Raw genomic sequence first — 15,834 nt, 5'->3', positions numbered from 1 at the left:
GGCGACGCTCAGTGACCGGTGCTGAGGAGCTGCTCCTCGCGCTTCATCAGCGGCAGCAGCAGGGAATGGGCGATCTTGCCGGTCCCGCTGATGTTGATCTCGTACTCCACATCGCCGTCGTGCGAGACGCCGATGATGTTGCCGTAGCCGGTGGGATCGCTCGGGTCGTAGGCCCATCCGGTGGCATCGCCGATGCCGGGGACGGAGAAGGACGTGGCGTGGCCGAAGGTCAGCCCGGACACCCAGCCGCTGGCGTCGCTGTCACTGTCGAAGTGCTTCAGCTCGGTGGTGATCGTCAGCGTCCCGTCGGGGCTGCGGTACTCGCGGATCGCACCGCCGGTGCAGTTCCAGCTCTTGAGCGCGCCCAGCCCCTGGCTGGGGTCGGACATCTCCTTGGAGAGCGTGGACACGCTCTCGGTCGTCCCGTCCGCGTCACCGATCACCTGTCCGCCGGCCGGGATCGGCAGCAGGAAGAAGCGCAGGTCGCCGGTGTGACTGTCGCCGTCGACCGAGCCGTGGACGGTGGACGTCGGGGACGGCGCGACGGTCGGCACCACGACCGGCGCGGGCGTCGTCGGCGCGGCGGTCGGCGACGGCGAGGCGGGCGCGCTGTGCGTGGCCCGGGCGCTGGGGACCGAAGCCGCCTGGGCAGAGCTCCCGCCGGGCTTGCCGACGGCGACCACGGTGCCCGCCGTACCGGCCACGATGGCCAGGAAGCCGACCACCGCGAGGGAGGCGTACATCGTCGTGCGCGAGCGCGGCTTGGCCGGTGCGGGCGGCTGCATCCCCGCGCCCCACTGCTGCTGGAACGCGGCGGGCGGCGGCGGCACCATCGGATACCCGCCCTGCGGCGGCGGACCCGCCGGGTGCACCGCGAACGGCGGCGCGGGCGACACGGGCGGCAGCGGCGCGGGCACGGGCGCAGCAGGCACGGGCGCAGGCGGCTCGGGCTCGGGCTCGGGCTCGGCCGCAGCGGTGACCGCCGGCTGCAGGACGACCGTGGCCGCCTCGACCGCAACGGGTTCACCCGGGGCAGCCTCCGGGGCTTCGATCGCAGCGCTCTCCGCCACCACGGCGTCGCTCACCACGTCGCTCACCGCCTCGACATCCGAGGCCTCGTCAGCCATCAGCTCCAGTCGAGGATCGGGCTTCGCAGGCGTACCGACGCTCCCCTCGGAAGGGGTTTCAGAACCGGCCTCAGATATCGACTCCGTCGAATCCTTCACAATTTCGGCGGACTTGTCCGCCTCCTGGCCCTCGCTCGCTTCGGACACAGCGTCGCCGACCCCCATACACACTCCCAGAGAATGACAATTCGCCCCATTCCCAACCCGGGAGTGGCCGTCAGCGGCGCGCACCCACTCAGTGGGTCCGAGACTGGCCGCATGATCAGCGAGTATGTCCACATCCTATGAGAATCGCCAACGCACTTTACGCGATCGGTATCCGATCTCGATCAAAGTTCACCGCAGCCGACCGAATGCGCCCGCTTCACCCCCGTTCCTACCGGCCCCGTTCCTTCCGGCGTTCCGAGCTCAACGGGCGACGGCCGAGTCCCGCCGACGACCGCCGTACCGGGCCCGGGTCAGCTCGACCGCCGTCCGCGCCGCCCGGTCGAAGGGGCCGAGCTCACCGGCAGCGCGGCAGAGCACATGCGCACCCTCCAGCAGCGACAGCAGCAGCGCGGCCAGGTCCGCCGCCTCCTCGGGCGCGAGCCCGGCGGCCACCAGCCGCTCCGCGAGCCGGTCGCCCCACGCGGCGAACGCGGACGCGGCGATGCTGCGCAGCGCGTCGTCCTCCGCATCCCCGTTCCCACCGACAGTGACCGCCGCGACGGCGCAGCCGCCCCCGCCGGCCGACGCCGCCACGACCGGGCGGACCAGCGCCAGGAACGCCTCGACCACCCCGAGCGGGTCGTCGGCCGGCAGCGCGGCCAGGAACCCGCTCACGTCCTCGCCGTTGCGGGTGGCCGCCTCGGCCACCAACTCGGCCTTGCCGCCGGGGAAGTGGTGGTAGATCGCGCCCCGCGCGGCGCCGCTGCTGCGCAGCACCTCGGTGAAGGACATGCCCGCGACGCCACGGCGCTGCAGCGCCTCCACCGTCGCCTCGATCATCCGGCTGCGTGTATCGGTCCGCACGACGCGCCTCCCACCTTGACTAGTACGGCCATCCTAATGCAGGCTGGAGCCATCACCTAGTACGTACGTACTAGCTAGATCCCTCAGAGGGGACAGCCATGCCCATCACCGTCACCGCCCCGCGCGACGTGCTCACCGCGACCGGGAGCCGCCAGATCCTCCCGCAGCTGACCGCCGCACTGCTGGAGGCCTCCGGCCTCACCGGGAACAGCTTCTTCACCTCGATCGTCGGCGGCACCGTCCACCTCCTGGCGCCCGAGGACGTCTACGCCGGCGGTACCAACCGCCCGGTGGTCATGGTCGAACTGAAGCTCCCGGACATCGGCCTGCCGACCCCGGAGGCCCGCGCCGCGTTCATCACCGCCGCCACCGACATCGTGGATGCCCTCACCGCTCCGGGCCACGACCGCAACGACACCTGGGTCAACATCCTCAACGCCCCCGACGGCGGCTGGGGCCTCGGCGGCCACGCCTACACCGGCGAGGCCCTCATCGCCGCCGCCACCGCAGCCGCCCAGACAGCCGACACCCGCTGACCCCACCGCCCAACCCGCCCGGGGCGGGTCCGCCCACCTGCTCCGGGCACCCGCGAAACTGCGAGCCGGACCATTTCCACCGCCCAGAACGGCTTCGGGACGGGGGTCCTGCGGTGCTGGCCACCGAATGCGACGTAGCCGAACTGCTGCACCGGCGCGGACGGCGTACGGAATTCACGGTCGGCGAATCCGTGATCGCGTGGGCCGGGCCGGCGGCGGGCTCCGGGTGCCCGGCTCCGGTGGACCGGGCGCCCGGGGGCTCTCCCGATCCACCGCCGGGGTTCAGCTGCCGTGGACCACGGTTGTCGATACCGCGTGCGCGGCGACCTGCGCGGGGCAGAAGTAGGCGGTCGCCCACTTCTGCTGCGAGAACAACACGGTCTGGTCCGTGTGGTGCGGTGAATCGGGGTTGTCCGACTCGGAGTAGGTCAACAGCGCGGCGGCGTCCGGGCACGGGTTTCCCGGTGTCCAGGTGACGGCCTGGAGATAGCTCGAACCGAGGGACGGGTCGGCGCCGGGCTGGGTCATGACGTTCTGGTAGATCGCGTCGAACTCGCCGTCGGGGTCGCCGGGACCGCCGGGCAGCGGGATCCGTTCGCCGTCGCGCACGACGTACTGGACGCTGCCGAGCGTCACGTCGTAGGGCAGGTGGGCGGCGGTCAGATCCGCCAGCGCGTCGCCGAACGCCGTCTGCACCGCGTGGTCGGCGGTGTTCAGCCCGTTCGGCGTGCCGACCGGGTCAGCGGGGTCGAAGGGGGTCGACCACGGTCCCTCGGGAAGGGCGAGAGCCCGCTCCCAGAAGTCCCGGAAGAGTACGTCGCCGCGCGAGCCCACGTCCTCCCGGCCGTTCCACGCGGCCAGCACATCGCACGCGTCGCCGACCGGGACCGTCGCACCGCTACTGGTCGGAGCGAGGCCACCGGGCAACGACCGGCAGAACGAGACCAGTTGCGGCTTGACCAGGGTGGCGCCGTACTGGATCTCGGAGAACATCAGGTCCTTCATGTCCTGGAGGGTGAAACCGGCCGGTCCGAGGTCGTCGGTCCCGCTGATCCGCTGCGTGACCATGGTGAGCGCGCTCCTGGTGCGCAGGCCCCGGTCGGTGTCGGTGTCGCCCAGGATCCTGGGGTAGCCGGTCAGTGGCTGGGCCGGATTGCTCAGCCAGAAGCTGTCGTTGGAGTTCTCCACGAAGTCGCTGCGAGTCAGGCTGGGCTCCTCGTTCCCGCCGAAGATGCCGGGCGCCGCAGAGTCGGGGTCGCTGCCCCACGCGCAGGACGGCTGGGAGCCGTCGAGGATCGGCGGTCCCCCCTGCTGGAACACGACGGCCCCGATCGCGGTGTCGCACCGTTCGGCCTCCGCGTCGGTGACATCGGGAAAGCTCCCGATGTCGGCGTAGAGGGCGTGGCCGGCGGAGTCGGCGGCAACCGTGTTGCTCCAGGGCATGCCCTGGTACTCCTTGAGGCCCGCGAGCACGGTCGCGGTCGAGGTGGCCCGGTCCGTGGCGAGGACGTCGTCGAGGAAGCGGAAGTTGTCGGCATCGGCATCGGCCAGCACGAATGCCGACCCGGTGCTCCAGGGCAGGGGCTGCCCGTACATGTCGGAGGTCACCGGGCCCCAACGGGTGGACCACAGGGTGCGCCGGACCGGTTGGAGGCCGCCCCGGGGCGACTGTTCCATGACGGTCACCGCCTGCGGTGTCATCGCCTGTGCCCGCCCGTCGTAGACGTACTCGGTCGGGTGGCCGGGGAGCAGCGCCAGTTGGTAGAAGGTGAACGGGAACGACGTCGAGGTCGTGTGGCTCCACGCCACGGAGGAGTTGAAGCCGATGACCACCAGCGGCAGGCCGTCGAGGCTCGCGCCCTCGACGTTCATCACTCCGGGGATGGTGAGCTGCACTTCGTAGAAGCGGTCCGCGCCGTCCCACGGGAAGTGCGGGTTGCCGAGCAGCATGCCCGAGTGGTTCCGGGTGCCCGCCGAGCCGACGGCGATCGCGTTGCTGCCCGCCTTTGCCGAGCCGACGGTCGACACCCTGCTTGCCAGTACCTTGAGTTGAGCTGTCGTCGGCAGGCCGTGCGTCCCGGGCGCGGCACTCGCCATGGTCTTGGCACGTGCAGCCGGGGCAGCCGGGGCAGCCGGGGCAGTGGTCGACGGGGGAGCAGGCGGCGCGACGGCGGGCGGCTGGGCCGTGGCGATGGCGTCGGGGTCAGCGGCCTGGCCCTCCAGGTCGACGATCTGGTACATCCGGAGGTAGGCGTCGAGCTCGGTGATCGGCCGCACCCACGCCTTTCCCCGGCAGGTGGGGTCGGGCACCCCGGCCGACCCGCCGACCGAGGCGAGATAGTGGTTGTAGCCGTCGACGTAGCCCGTGATCAGCTGTCGCAGCGCCGGCTGGACGGCGCTCGGGCCGGACCGCACCGCGAGCAGCTTCGGGACCGCCCGGCTGTCGATCACGGACTGCCAGAAGAAGTCGCTGTCCAGGTTGTCGGCGGTACTGCCGCCGGTCGACGTATAGGTGCCGTCGGGGCCGAAGAACCGCGACCGCTGCCCCTCGACGGTGACGTAGTCCTCCGCCATGGTGCACAGGTCGTCACCGGCGAAGGCGACCCCGTAGCCGAAGCCGAGGGAGCCGAAGTCGTCGGCGGTGATGTGCGGGATGCCGTAGGCGGTCTGCACGATCGTGGCCCGGTACCCCGGATCGGCTGCCGCCGTCGCGACCTTCGGCAGGGGCGTCCAGGCGACCAGGCTCAACGTGGCGGCCGTGGCGGCCAGCCATCGGCGCGGACGACGGGCACCACCGCCGTCCACGCGTCGGAGGACGCGGCCTAACACTCGGCCTGACAGCAGCCTCGGACTCTTCACGGACACTCCTTCGGTTCGGCGGAGACGGGTCGAGTCGGGTGCGGACGCCCCGGACGGACCGCTGGTCTCCAGGACCGACGGCCCGGGAGGCAGGGCACCGCGACACACGTCCCGCTGACGGGTGGATCCACGCACGCCCCCCGCAGACACCCCTTGGCGGCCTACGGGAGCGGGGCTCGCAGCCCTGCTGGGCACCGGCCCAGTCTCTTGGCCCCCAGCCGGTCCGGACCATCGGTGAACACCCTTGGCCGACCCTGATCTCCCACCGACCGGGGTCGGGGTAGCCTGGCAGCCGCCAGGCTCGGCGAGTGGGCGTTGCGTGCGGGGGTGCGTGGGGATGCGCGGTAGCGGTGACGGTCGTGCGGACGCGGGATCGGTGCGGGCCGCGTGAGCGGGCAGATAGCGCACGCGCTGGAGGACGCGGCGAAGAAGGCCGAGCAGGGCTTGGCCAAGGACTTCGCCACTGGCTACCACGACATCCTCAAGGACACCGAGGAGAAGACCGGGCAGGTCGCCGACCATGCCGCCGACAACGAGGCGAAGACGGTCGAGGACCTCGGCAAGGCCGGTGAGCACCCCAGGACCGAGGTCACCGACCCGCACCCGGCCGAGGGCGGCACGCCGGACGCCCCCTCACCGCGCGGGGACGAGCCCAGTGGCAGCGGTCGGGACCAGGTATCGGATCCGCACGACGCCGGCCGTCCGCCGGACGCTGTCTGCGACGGCGGTGAGCCCGTGGACATGGCCACCGGCCGGATGTTCATCGACCAGACGGACGCCTTCCTGCCCGGAAGCCTGCCGCTGGAGTTCACCCGCTGCTTCGAGTCCGGCTACCGGGCCGGACGCTGGATGGGCCGCCGCTGGGTCTGCACCTTCGACGAACGCCTGGAGATCGACGACGAAGGCGTGGTCCACCTCGGCGCCGACCGCCGCACCCAGGCCTACCCCCACCCCGACCCCGGCGCTCCGGTCCGGGCCACCGCCGGAGCCCGATGCGACCTGAGCGTCGACTACGGCGAGCGCGGCTACACCCTCACCGACCGCGCGAGCGGTCTCGTCCGCGAGTTCACCGTCCAACCGGGCGGCCGGGAAGCCCTGCTGACCAGGCTGGGCAACCGCAACGGCGACCACTACACCCTCGCCTACGACCGCGACGGCACCCCGCAGGCCATCACCCACTCCGGCGGATACCGACTCCTGGTCACCGTCGCCGACGGACGCATCACCGAACTCCTGCTCGCAGGCGCGGCCCAGGACGGCGGCGACCAGTCACTGCTGCGGTACGGCTACACCGACGGCCACCTCAGCGAGGTCCACAACTCCTCCGGCCTGCCCATGCGCTTCGCCAACGACGCCTGGGGCCGGATCACCTCCTGGACCGACCGCAACGACAGCCACTACCAGTACGTCTACGACGCGGCCGGACGGGTGCTGGACGAGGGCGGAGCAGACGGCTCGCTCCACTTCGCCTTCCGCTACGGCGACCCGGACCCCGACACCGGCCTACGGACCCACACGGAGACCGACGCCCTCGGCCACACCACCGCCTACGAGGTCAACGAGCGACACCAGATAGTCGCGATCACCGACCCGCTGGGCAACACCACCCGCTACGAACGGGACTTCCACGACCGACTCCTCGCGGAGACCAACCCCCTCGGCCACACCACCCGTTACACCTACGACGGGGCCGGTGACCTGATCTCGGTCACCCGCCCCGACGGCGAGCGGAGCGACGCGGCCTACGCCCACTCCCTCAGTCTGCCGACCACCGTCACCGCTCCCGGTGGCGCGACCTGGCGGCAGACCTATGACGACCACGGGCGTCGCACCACGCTCACCGATCCGCTGGGCGCCGTCACGCGGTACGAGTACGACGGTCTCGGCCACCTGGCGGCGGTCACCGACGGACTCGGCTGGGTCACCCGGCTGCGCTGCGACGCCGCCGGCCTTCCGGTCGAGGTGACCGGCCCGACCGGGGCGACGACCAGGTTCGAGCGCGACGCCTTCGGCCGCTCCACCGCCGTCACCGATCCGCTCGGTGGCGTCACCCGGATGGCCTGGACCGTCGAGGGCCGGCTGGCCCTCCGGACCACTCCCGACGGCGCCGCCGAGAGCTGGACGTACGACGGCGAGGGGAACATGCTCGCCCGTACCGACCAGCTCGGCCGGACCACCACCTACGAGTACACCCACTTCGAGACGCTCGCCGCGCGCACCACCCCCGACGGCGCGCGCCACTCCTTCGGCTACGACCGGAACATGCGGCTCGTCGCCGTCGCCGACCCGCTCGGCCGGCAGTGGACCTACGCGTACGACCCGGCCGGACGGGTCGTCAGCGAGTGCGACTTCCACGGACGCACGGTCAACTACGGTTTCGACGCGTCCGGTTGCCTGACGGAGGTGACCGACCCGCGCGGCCGGCGGACCCGGTACGGCTACGACCGGCTCGGCCGGGTCGTCGCCAAGGACGCCGACGGTCGGGTCAGCACCTACGCGTACGACGCCGCCGGACACCTGATCGGTGCCGCCAATCCGGATGCCGAGCTCTCCCGAACCGTCGACGCGCTCGGCAACCTGCTGACCGAGACCGTCAACGGTCGCACGCTCGTCCATCATCGTGACGTCCTCGGCCGTCGGACCCGGCGGATCATGCCCACCGGGCACACCAGCGACTGGACCTACGACGGCGCCGGTCGGGCGACCGGGCTGGCGACGTCCGGCGGAACGCTCGACTTCAGCTACGACGCCGCCGGGCGCGAGTGCGAGCGGACCGTCGGCGGATCCGTGACCCTCAGCAGTTCCTGGGACGGACGGCACCGGCTCACCGCGCAGAGCCTCCGCAGCAGCTCCGCCACCCTGCGGCAGCGCGGCTACCGCTACCAGGCGGACGGAAGCCTGATCGGCATCACCGACCGGACGGCCGCCGAGCGCACGTTCGAGCTGGACCGGACCGGCCGGGTCACCGCCGTCCGGGCGGAGGACTGGAACGAGACCTACGCCTACGACCCGACCGGCAACCTCGTCGATGCCCGGTGGCCCGCCGGAGGGGCGGCCGATGCCGCGCTCGGCGCCCGCACCTACGAGGGCACCCAACTGGCCACCGCCGGGCGGGTCCGCTACGAGTACGACGCCTCGGGCCGCACCGTCGTCCGGCAGAAGACCCGCCTGTCCAGGAAGCCGGACACCTGGCACTACGCCTGGGACTCCGAGGACCGCCTCACCGGCGTCGTCACCCCGGACGGTACCTCCTGGCGCTACCGCTACGACCCGCTCGGGCGCCGCATCTCGAAGGAGCGCCTCAGCGCCGACGGCTCGGCGGTCGAGGAACGCGTCGAGTTCACCTGGGACGGCTCGCACCTCGCGGAGCAGACCACCCACGCCCCCTACCTTCCCGGTCCCTACACGCTCAGCTGGGACCACCGGGGATGGCGTCCGCTGGCCCAGACCGAGACCATCACCAGCCGGACCTCCGAGCAGGACCGGATCGACCGGCGCTTCTTCGCCATCGTCACCGACCTCGCCGGCGCTCCCACCGAACTGGTCGACCCGGCCACCGAAGGCGTCTCCTGGCAAGCCACCAAGACCCTCTGGGGCAACACCACCTGGCCCCGGGACAGTGCCGCCTACACCCCGCTGCGCTTCCCCGGCCAGTACTTCGACCCCGAGACGCGGCTCCACTACAACCTGCACCGGTACTACGACCCCGAGACGGCCCGCTACGCCACCCCGGATCCGCTCGGCCTCGCTCCGGCGCCGAATCCGGACACCTACGTCCACAACCCGCACACCTGGTCCGACCCGCTCGGTCTCTCCCCGCACGCACCCATGAAATGGGATCCCGCGAAGATCGACGAGAAGTACGACAAGCATGTCCTCGGGCAGGGCAAACGTCCCGGCGAGTCCGCCGACATGCCCGAGTACAAGGACCAGGACGACGACGATGACGGCTTCAGCCGGTACGAGCAGGATGCCGAAGGCCTGATGAACGGCCCGCTGACCCCGCAGATCCGCGAGGTGACCCGCTCCGGCGACGGTGCGATCCTTCGACTGCACACACCGACAGGCCGGCTCGTGATCGGACAGAACGGCAAGATCACGAACTTCTTCCGGCCGGACGACCCAGTCAAGTACATGGAGAACGAGAGTGGGAGATAGCGGGAGCGGGTTCGACCGAGGCTTCGCCCAGGCCTTCGTCGACAAGGGCTGGCGTACCGAGGCCTCCCCCGGGGAGGTCTCGGAGCGATGGCAGCGGTTCGCCGCCGACTGCCTGGCCGGCTATCCCTGGGACCTTGAGGACTACCTCAACGACCTGACGATGCGGACGCTGGTCTCGGAGGTACTGCCGCAGCTGACCGGTTCCGCGGCGGACGCGTTCCGTGCCGGGATCGAGCGGACCGACCTGGACGTCCGGAAGGTACTGGACCGGGACTCGTTCCCGTCGTTCCCCAGCGACCAGTGGTGGCTGCGGAGCAGCCCGTCCTACGCGGCCCGGAGCTTCTGTGCGGAGTTCGAGTCGGCGTACGGCGTGCACGTCCGCGCCCAGTCGCGCTTCGACGACGATGTGGCCGAGCTGTCCGGACTGGTCGCCGGCGGACTCACGCCGGCCGAGGCGTGCCTCCGCCTCCGGGCTTCGAACCACTATGTCGCCGCCACGGACAGCCTGTTCCTGCGCGCCGCCCGCGAAGCCCTCGGCCTCGACCGGAAGGCCTCAAGGGCCCTCTGGTCGTGGCTCACCGGCAGGACCACCGACACCGACCTCCGGGCGGCCCTCGACCAGGCCTAGCCGCACGGCTCCACCTGCTGAGCAGCGCGTCGGCGGGGCCGGCCACTCCGGCGGGGCCGGCCACTGCGGCTGTCCCGGCCGAGCCTCGGTCACCCGTCGCGCTCCGAGCCCTCCGACGCCCTGAGCTCGTAGTCGGCCCGGGCGGGTTCCACTGTGCTCCAGACCACGCAGCAAGAGGTCCACCAGAGGCTTGGTCATGAGGTCGGACTCGATCACGACAGCGGTCCTTGCGCTGGTCATTCGGCCACCCGCCGCTCCTGCAGGAGACAGGCTCGGAGCTGCCGCAGCAAGTCGGCGGCGGCAGTTTCAGCGCGGTCTTCCTGAATGTCCAGCAGGTCGGCCGCCACCACGGAGACCGGCGCGTCAATGCCTTCCGCCGCCACCTCGGGGCCGGATCGCAGGAACGGCCAGGCTTCACTCGGGGGGATGCGTACCGCCATCGCCCCCCGACTTGCTGGCCCTCCAGAATCCCGGCTCGCAGGAGCTGGCGTACACGGGAGTCGTCGACGCCGAGAATGGTTGCTGCCTGGTTCACTGAGAGCAGTTCCATCATTCCTCCTGCGCCTTCCCTCCCGGAATCAGAAGAGAAGGCGCAAGGTGGCCCACCGCATCGTAGGCGCGGTGCCATGAGACTGAGCACAGCGATTTTGCCGATTCACCGCTGGTCCGACGGGCAGAAGGTCTGGCAGCGGGCCGAGGAGCTCGGGATCCACGCCGCCTACACCTACGACCATCTGTCGTGGCGGTCGTTCCTGGACGAACCGTGGTCCGGGGCGGTGCCGACGCTGACGGCCGCCACCACGGCGACGGAGCGGATCCCGTTGGGCACGCTGGTGACCTCTGTCGATCCTCGTTCACCCATCACGGTCTGACCTGCGGGAACGTCTCTCGGCGAGCTGATCAGCCGAGCTGGGCGAGGCCCTCGGTGGCGATCTGCTCGAAGACGGTCAGGTCATTGGCGAAGATGGAGTCGGGGACCGGCCAGTGGATAACGATCTCGTCGATGCCCAGCGCCTGGTAGGTGCCGGCATAGTCGACGAACGCGTCGAGGGACTGCAGCGGCTGCTCGGCGGTGGAGCCCTGGAGCAGCACCTTGCGCAGCGCCGTATAGTCCCGCCCCTGAGCCTCGCAAGCGGTGCGGAGCTTGCCGAGTTGGGCCTCGATCACGGCCGGAGCCTGCTCGACGGCGACGTCGGCAGGGCCGCGCGGGTCACCGTAGCTGACCCAGCCCTGGCCGTATTCGGCAGCGAGTTTCAGCCCCCGCGGGCCGGTGGCCGCCACATAGAAGGGCACCCGGGGCTGCTGCACACAACCTGGAATGTTCCGGGCCTCGACGGCGGAGTAGTACGTGCCCTTCTCGGTGGTCGAGTCCTGCGTCAGCAACTTGTCCAGTAGCGGCAGGAACTCGTCGAACCGGTCTGCCCGCTGCCGCGCGGTCCACTCTTCCTGTCCCAACGCCGTCGCATCAAAGCCGGTGCCGCCCACACCGATCCCCACCGACAGGCGACCGCCCGAGATGTCGTCGACAGTCAGGAGCTCCTTCGCCAGCGTCACTGGATGACGGAAGTTGGGCGAGGTTACAAGTGTGCCCAGTCGGATACTCTGAGTAGCCGTCGCGGCAGCAGTCAGAGTTGGCACGGCCCCAAACCAGGGCTCGTCCCGGAAGGATCGCCATGAGAGGTGGTCGTAGGTGTAGGCCGCATGGAAACCGAGTTCCTCGGCCCGCTGCCAGACCCTCTGCCCCTCGCTCCATCGGTGGATCGGCAGAATCACAGTGCTTAGACGCATGAATCCGACCCTACGGGACCGTACACGCCTGGGAACGCGGCTCTGCCCCCGTACGGATGAAATGCTGGCGGGCCTGAACGTTGTACGGGACGCTGGGTTGACGTCGAGCCACGCCCCAGAAATCCGAGTTCGACGCAGCTGACTTCATCGACTACGTAGCCAGCCGTGCCCATGGAGCGGAGCTCTGGCGGCCGTGGCCGTGCTAGGTGTAGACGGAGGGCTGCCCGGAGTTCGGTGTCGGTGCTCTCGCCGGTGAGCCATGACCAGAGTGCTCTGGGTTCCTTGCGGTCGAGGCCGAAGGCCTCACGTACGGCACGCAGGAACAGGCCGTCGACGCCGGCGGCATAGCGGTCCGAAGCCCGGAGGGACAGACATGCTTCGGTCGGTGTGAGGCCTGGGGCGGCCTGTTCGGACAGGGCGTCGTCGTAGCGCGACCGGGGGCGTACGGGCACGCGGTAGGCCGACTCGAACTCCGAGCAGCAGCGTCGGGCTGCGTAGGCGGGGTTCCTTCTGAGCCACCACTGTCCTGGTGGAAGCGACGGGAAGGTCTCTCGGCTAAATACCCGACGTAAGCGTTCTCGAACCAGGTTCCGGAAGGCGTGTCGTCACTGCCTTCGAGACCGTTACGGTAGTGCCATGAGTACGTTGGGTAAGGTGGAACTCGACGCCATGATCGATGAAGCCACCGTCGACGCCTTCAACGAGGACGAGCAACTGACCGGCCTGTTCACGATGCTGGAGGAGAACCTGGCCGTGCCGTTCACCACTACAGTCCTCGGAGTCGAGGTGGTTGTCCGCGGCGTCGACCTCACGCCGGACGGTCGGATTGTGGCGCTGTGCTCTCGCGACCGCACCCGGCAGGCGATCGGGATCCTGGAACTGCCGTTGCCCACCTCCGGCCCGGAGGGCTCGGAGTGGATCGAGGCCTACCGCCAGTGGGCCGGCTGAAGCCGGCATTGCCCGCCCGCCCTCGAATCGGCTTGCACGGAAAGGCAGATTGTGGCCCGCAGTCCCAGCGATGCGAACCGGAGCGACGACGAACAGTCGCTCATCGCCCTCATCGAGCGCAGTGCTGAGCTGAAGGGGGAGTTGGTCGCTTTCACACAGAGTGCGCGCTTTGATCGCTGGTTGACGCCCGTCCTGCTGGAGGCTGCCGGTCCTGAGCGGCAGTTGGACGAGGGCCGGGCGATCAACATCATTGACCACTTCGCCCTGCAGTACCGCCTGCCGAACGGGACGACTGTGGTGGACCGGTTTGTCGCCGGACGTCGGGACCTGATTGAGGCTGACCGAGAGATGCTGCTCGGATGGCGCGACCCGGTGGAGGGGATCTTCGAGGTTGAGCGCAAGGACGGCGATGCGGTCGTCCTCCTCAACCTGATCGACGACCTTGAGTACCACACATACTCGAATGTCGGGAGGGCCACCTTTCGTGGGATGAGCAGAGGAGGATTCCTGCTCGCCCGACTCGTGCCCGTCCACTCGGCCGACGGAGTCTGGCTCGTCTCCGGAGCGCTGTCGTACTACCCCAAATCCAATGCTTCGGGGATCGCTCAGGCCGCACTTCAACTGGCGGTCGGCCAACCGGAGCTGGTCTTCCGCAACCCGGAGAAGGTCGAACAGGGCTGGCAACAGATGCGACAGGACAGAGCCGCCTTCATCGAATACTGCGGAGGCGACGAGCTGATCCTGTCCCCCGCCGAGGCGGAAGCACGGCTCAACGCCTACTACCGGCACCGACAGGAGGCCGTGCTCGCCAAATCACCGGTCAAGACCCGAGGCAGGCGCCTGCCTCGGGTGGACTCGCCCTTGTTCGAACTGCCAGAAGAACTCACGGACTCGGACACCGTGGGCGTCATCTACGACGACGTAGACGGAATGAACTTTTACCCGGACTACGGGATGCTGCGAGACCTCTTCGCCAATCCCGCCCTCACGACCAGCAAGGCGCACAGCGACACGCTGCGTGCCTACCTCCGGGAGCGGACAATCGCCCCGCTACCACTGCGCCGCCTCGCTACCTCCCACCCGGAGACAGTCGATACGGTGTTCAGGAAGATCCTGCGAAAGCCGGAGTTCAGCTGGTCCGAGCATGGCGAGGCACTGCTTCGTCAACGCAAGGCCTGGTACTACGAGCATGCGCCCCGCCCCGGTGTCTCGGTGATCGGCACCCGCCTCAGTGAGCTCGCGCTCGGGGAGAGCAGCGGTAGCGCCAGGCTCGGAAAGCAGAAGCGGGCCCGGTCTCGGGCGCTGACCTCCTGATGCTCACCCGTAAGAGCGAAAAGCGACTCCCGCCTTGGCTACTTGCATAAGTTGCAAGCTACTCTTCAAGTTATGCAAGGTCCCCCGTCTGCGCTGTTGCCGCTCCTGCGCACCCCCTTTCTGGGGGAGCTGCTGGCCTGGCTGTATCTGCATCCACAGGAAGAGACTTCACTTACGGAGATCGCCTCCCGTTTCGGAGTCTCGAGCGCGACCGCGAGCCGGGAGGCGGACCGGCTGGCCGAGGCAGAGCTGATCACAGAGCGACGCCACGGCAACCTCCGCCTGCTGCGGGCCAATGTCGACGGACGACTGGCGGCCCCGCTGACCGAGCTCTTCTCTCTCACCTACGGCCCGATCGCGGTCCTCGGGGATCTGGTGCTGCCACTGGCCGGCGTGGAGGAAGCCCACATCTACGGTTCCTGGGCTGCCCGCTACTCCGGAGAACGTGGCGGGGTACCCAAGGACGTCGACGTTCTCGTCGTCGGGAACCCCGATGAGGACGAGCTGTACGAGGCCGCACGCGGAGCCGAGCGGCTTCTCGGCCGAGAGGTCAACGTCCATCGGGTATCGCCCGAGCGCTGGCGCGATCCGGGTGCGGACCCGTTTCTCACGTCCGTCCGAAGCCGGCCGACGGTCCGACTCGAAGCCTTCGAAAGGAAGGGCAGGGAATGAAGTGGCAGCAAGGCCGCGCCGCATTGGAAGGCATGCTCGCGCGCAAGGAGTTGGAGCGGGTACCCGCGAGCCGGGAACAGGCCGACAACCTCCTCGCCCAGGCATCGAACCATCTGACCGCTGCCCAGGCGATTGTTGCCATCGACGCCATCGGCGCGTACCAGTTGCTGTACGACGCGGCGCGCAAAGCACTGGTCGCGGTCCTGGAGAACCAAGGGCTACGACCTACCAGTCGCGGTGGCCACATCGCGGTCCTCGAAGCCGTCAGTGCGCAGCTCGACCCGCCTCTCGGGGCGGCTCTCAGGCCCTTCGACCGAATGCGCCGACGCCGGAATCAGGCGGAGTACGCGGATCTCGACTCACCCGAGATCGAAGCCCAGGACGTGGCCAATGACGCTCCAAAGGTCAAGGCAATCATCGACCTCGCAGCGCGCGTCCTCGATGAGATGAGCCCCTTCTGACCCTGCGTCGGCTTCGGCCGACGCAGATCATCGCAGGTCAAGCCGTGATGGGTGAACGAGGATTGACAGAGGTCACAAGCGTTCCGAGCCGGATCCGCTCGGTGGCGCAGGCCGCGGCCGTCAACGTCGGCACCGCCCCGAACCAGGGCTCGTCCCGGAAGGACCGCCAGGAGAGGTGGTCGTAGGTGTAGGCGGCGTGGAAACCCAGCTCCTCGGCCCGCCGCCACACCTTCCGTCCCTCGGACCAGCGGTGGATCGGCAGAATCACAGTACTCAGACGCATACCGCCGACGCTATGCCCGCGAAAGTCCGTCGCACATGAGGCATACCGC

At 69.6% G+C, this 15,834-nt stretch carries 12 protein-coding genes and 3 pseudogenes; 8 read left to right on the top strand and 7 right to left on the bottom strand.

The genetic code is table 11. The features are described from left to right. Window positions 1–8 precede the first annotated feature (8 nt). The gene (locus tag BS75_RS21710) at window positions 9–1,127 is read right to left on the bottom strand and encodes a hypothetical protein (protein ID WP_034089452.1); all 1,119 of its coding nucleotides are present in this window, start codon (window positions 1,125–1,127) and stop codon (window positions 9–11) included. 408 nt (window positions 1,128–1,535) lie between these two features. Beyond that, window positions 1,536–2,138 carry a TetR/AcrR family transcriptional regulator gene (locus tag BS75_RS21705; protein ID WP_169790778.1) on the bottom strand — a complete coding sequence of 201 codons (603 nt, stop codon included), beginning with the start codon at window positions 2,136–2,138 and terminating at the stop codon, window positions 1,536–1,538. Window positions 2,139–2,236: 98 nt separating this feature from the next. On the opposite strand from BS75_RS21705, the gene BS75_RS21700 reads away from it, so the two are divergent. Further along, entirely contained in the window at window positions 2,237–2,674 is a 438-nt protein-coding gene (locus BS75_RS21700; RefSeq protein ID WP_034089451.1) for a tautomerase family protein, read from the top strand. 282 nt (window positions 2,675–2,956) lie between these two features. Here BS75_RS21700 and BS75_RS21695 read toward each other — a convergent pair whose 3' ends face one another. After that, a complete protein-coding gene (locus BS75_RS21695) occupies window positions 2,957–5,479 on the bottom strand; it encodes a penicillin acylase family protein (RefSeq protein WP_034089450.1) in 2,523 nt (840 codons plus the stop codon). Window positions 5,480–5,920: 441 nt separating this feature from the next. Between BS75_RS21695 and BS75_RS21690 the strand changes: the two genes are divergently transcribed. After that, window positions 5,921–9,691: a DUF6531 domain-containing protein gene (locus BS75_RS21690; RefSeq protein ID WP_034089449.1), complete on the top strand. Its 3,771-nt coding sequence runs from the start codon at window positions 5,921–5,923 to the stop codon at window positions 9,689–9,691. Continuing rightward, window positions 9,681–10,319, top strand: coding sequence for a hypothetical protein (locus BS75_RS21685; protein ID WP_034089448.1), 639 nt, complete (start codon window positions 9,681–9,683; stop codon window positions 10,317–10,319). Before BS75_RS21690 ends, BS75_RS21685 begins: the two co-directional genes overlap by 11 nt. Before the next feature lie 236 nt (window positions 10,320–10,555). On the opposite strand, the gene BS75_RS50465 is transcribed toward BS75_RS21685, so the two are convergent. Further along, entirely contained in the window at window positions 10,556–10,759 is a 204-nt protein-coding gene (locus BS75_RS50465) for a hypothetical protein (protein WP_034089447.1), read from the bottom strand. A gap of 44 nt (window positions 10,760–10,803) precedes the next feature. Continuing rightward, window positions 10,804–10,869: pseudogene (locus tag BS75_RS52275) on the bottom strand (hypothetical protein); the annotation flags it as partial. A 76-nt stretch (window positions 10,870–10,945) separates the two neighbouring features. On the opposite strand from BS75_RS52275, the pseudogene BS75_RS21675 reads away from it, so the two are divergent. Continuing rightward, window positions 10,946–11,188: pseudogene (locus BS75_RS21675) on the top strand (LLM class flavin-dependent oxidoreductase); the annotation flags it as partial. Window positions 11,189–11,219: 31 nt separating this feature from the next. Here BS75_RS21675 and BS75_RS21670 read toward each other — a convergent pair. Next, a complete protein-coding gene (locus BS75_RS21670; RefSeq protein ID WP_034089445.1) occupies window positions 11,220–12,107 on the bottom strand; it encodes an LLM class flavin-dependent oxidoreductase in 888 nt (295 codons plus the stop codon). A 654-nt stretch (window positions 12,108–12,761) separates the two neighbouring features. On the opposite strand from BS75_RS21670, the gene BS75_RS21665 reads away from it, so the two are divergent. The 4 genes from BS75_RS21665 to BS75_RS21650 all read left to right on the top strand — a co-directional run bounded on the left by BS75_RS21665 (window position 12,762) and on the right by BS75_RS21650 (window position 15,502). Then, a complete protein-coding gene (locus BS75_RS21665; protein ID WP_331281432.1) occupies window positions 12,762–13,055 on the top strand; it encodes a hypothetical protein in 294 nt (97 codons plus the stop codon). A gap of 51 nt (window positions 13,056–13,106) precedes the next feature. Continuing rightward, window positions 13,107–14,369, top strand: coding sequence for a hypothetical protein (locus BS75_RS21660; RefSeq protein ID WP_042437747.1), 1,263 nt, complete (start codon window positions 13,107–13,109; stop codon window positions 14,367–14,369). 72 nt (window positions 14,370–14,441) lie between these two features. Continuing rightward, window positions 14,442–15,041, top strand: a complete 600-nt coding sequence (locus tag BS75_RS21655) for a MarR family transcriptional regulator (protein WP_034089443.1) — start codon at window positions 14,442–14,444, stop codon at window positions 15,039–15,041. Then, window positions 15,038–15,502 carry a hypothetical protein gene (locus BS75_RS21650; RefSeq protein WP_034089442.1) on the top strand — a complete coding sequence of 155 codons (465 nt, stop codon included), beginning with the start codon at window positions 15,038–15,040 and terminating at the stop codon, window positions 15,500–15,502. Before BS75_RS21655 ends, BS75_RS21650 begins: the two co-directional genes overlap by 4 nt. A gap of 43 nt (window positions 15,503–15,545) precedes the next feature. Here BS75_RS21650 and BS75_RS21645 read toward each other — a convergent pair. After that, a pseudogene (locus tag BS75_RS21645) lies at window positions 15,546–15,785 on the bottom strand (LLM class flavin-dependent oxidoreductase); the annotation flags it as partial. Between the last annotated feature and the right edge of the window lie 49 nt (window positions 15,786–15,834).

Origin of the sequence: Streptacidiphilus albus JL83 (assembly GCF_000744705.1) — a bacterium.
In the GTDB taxonomy this organism is placed as follows: Bacteria; Actinomycetota; Actinomycetes; order Streptomycetales; family Streptomycetaceae; genus Streptacidiphilus; species Streptacidiphilus albus.
This window is presented reverse-complemented; position numbering and strand designations above follow the sequence as displayed.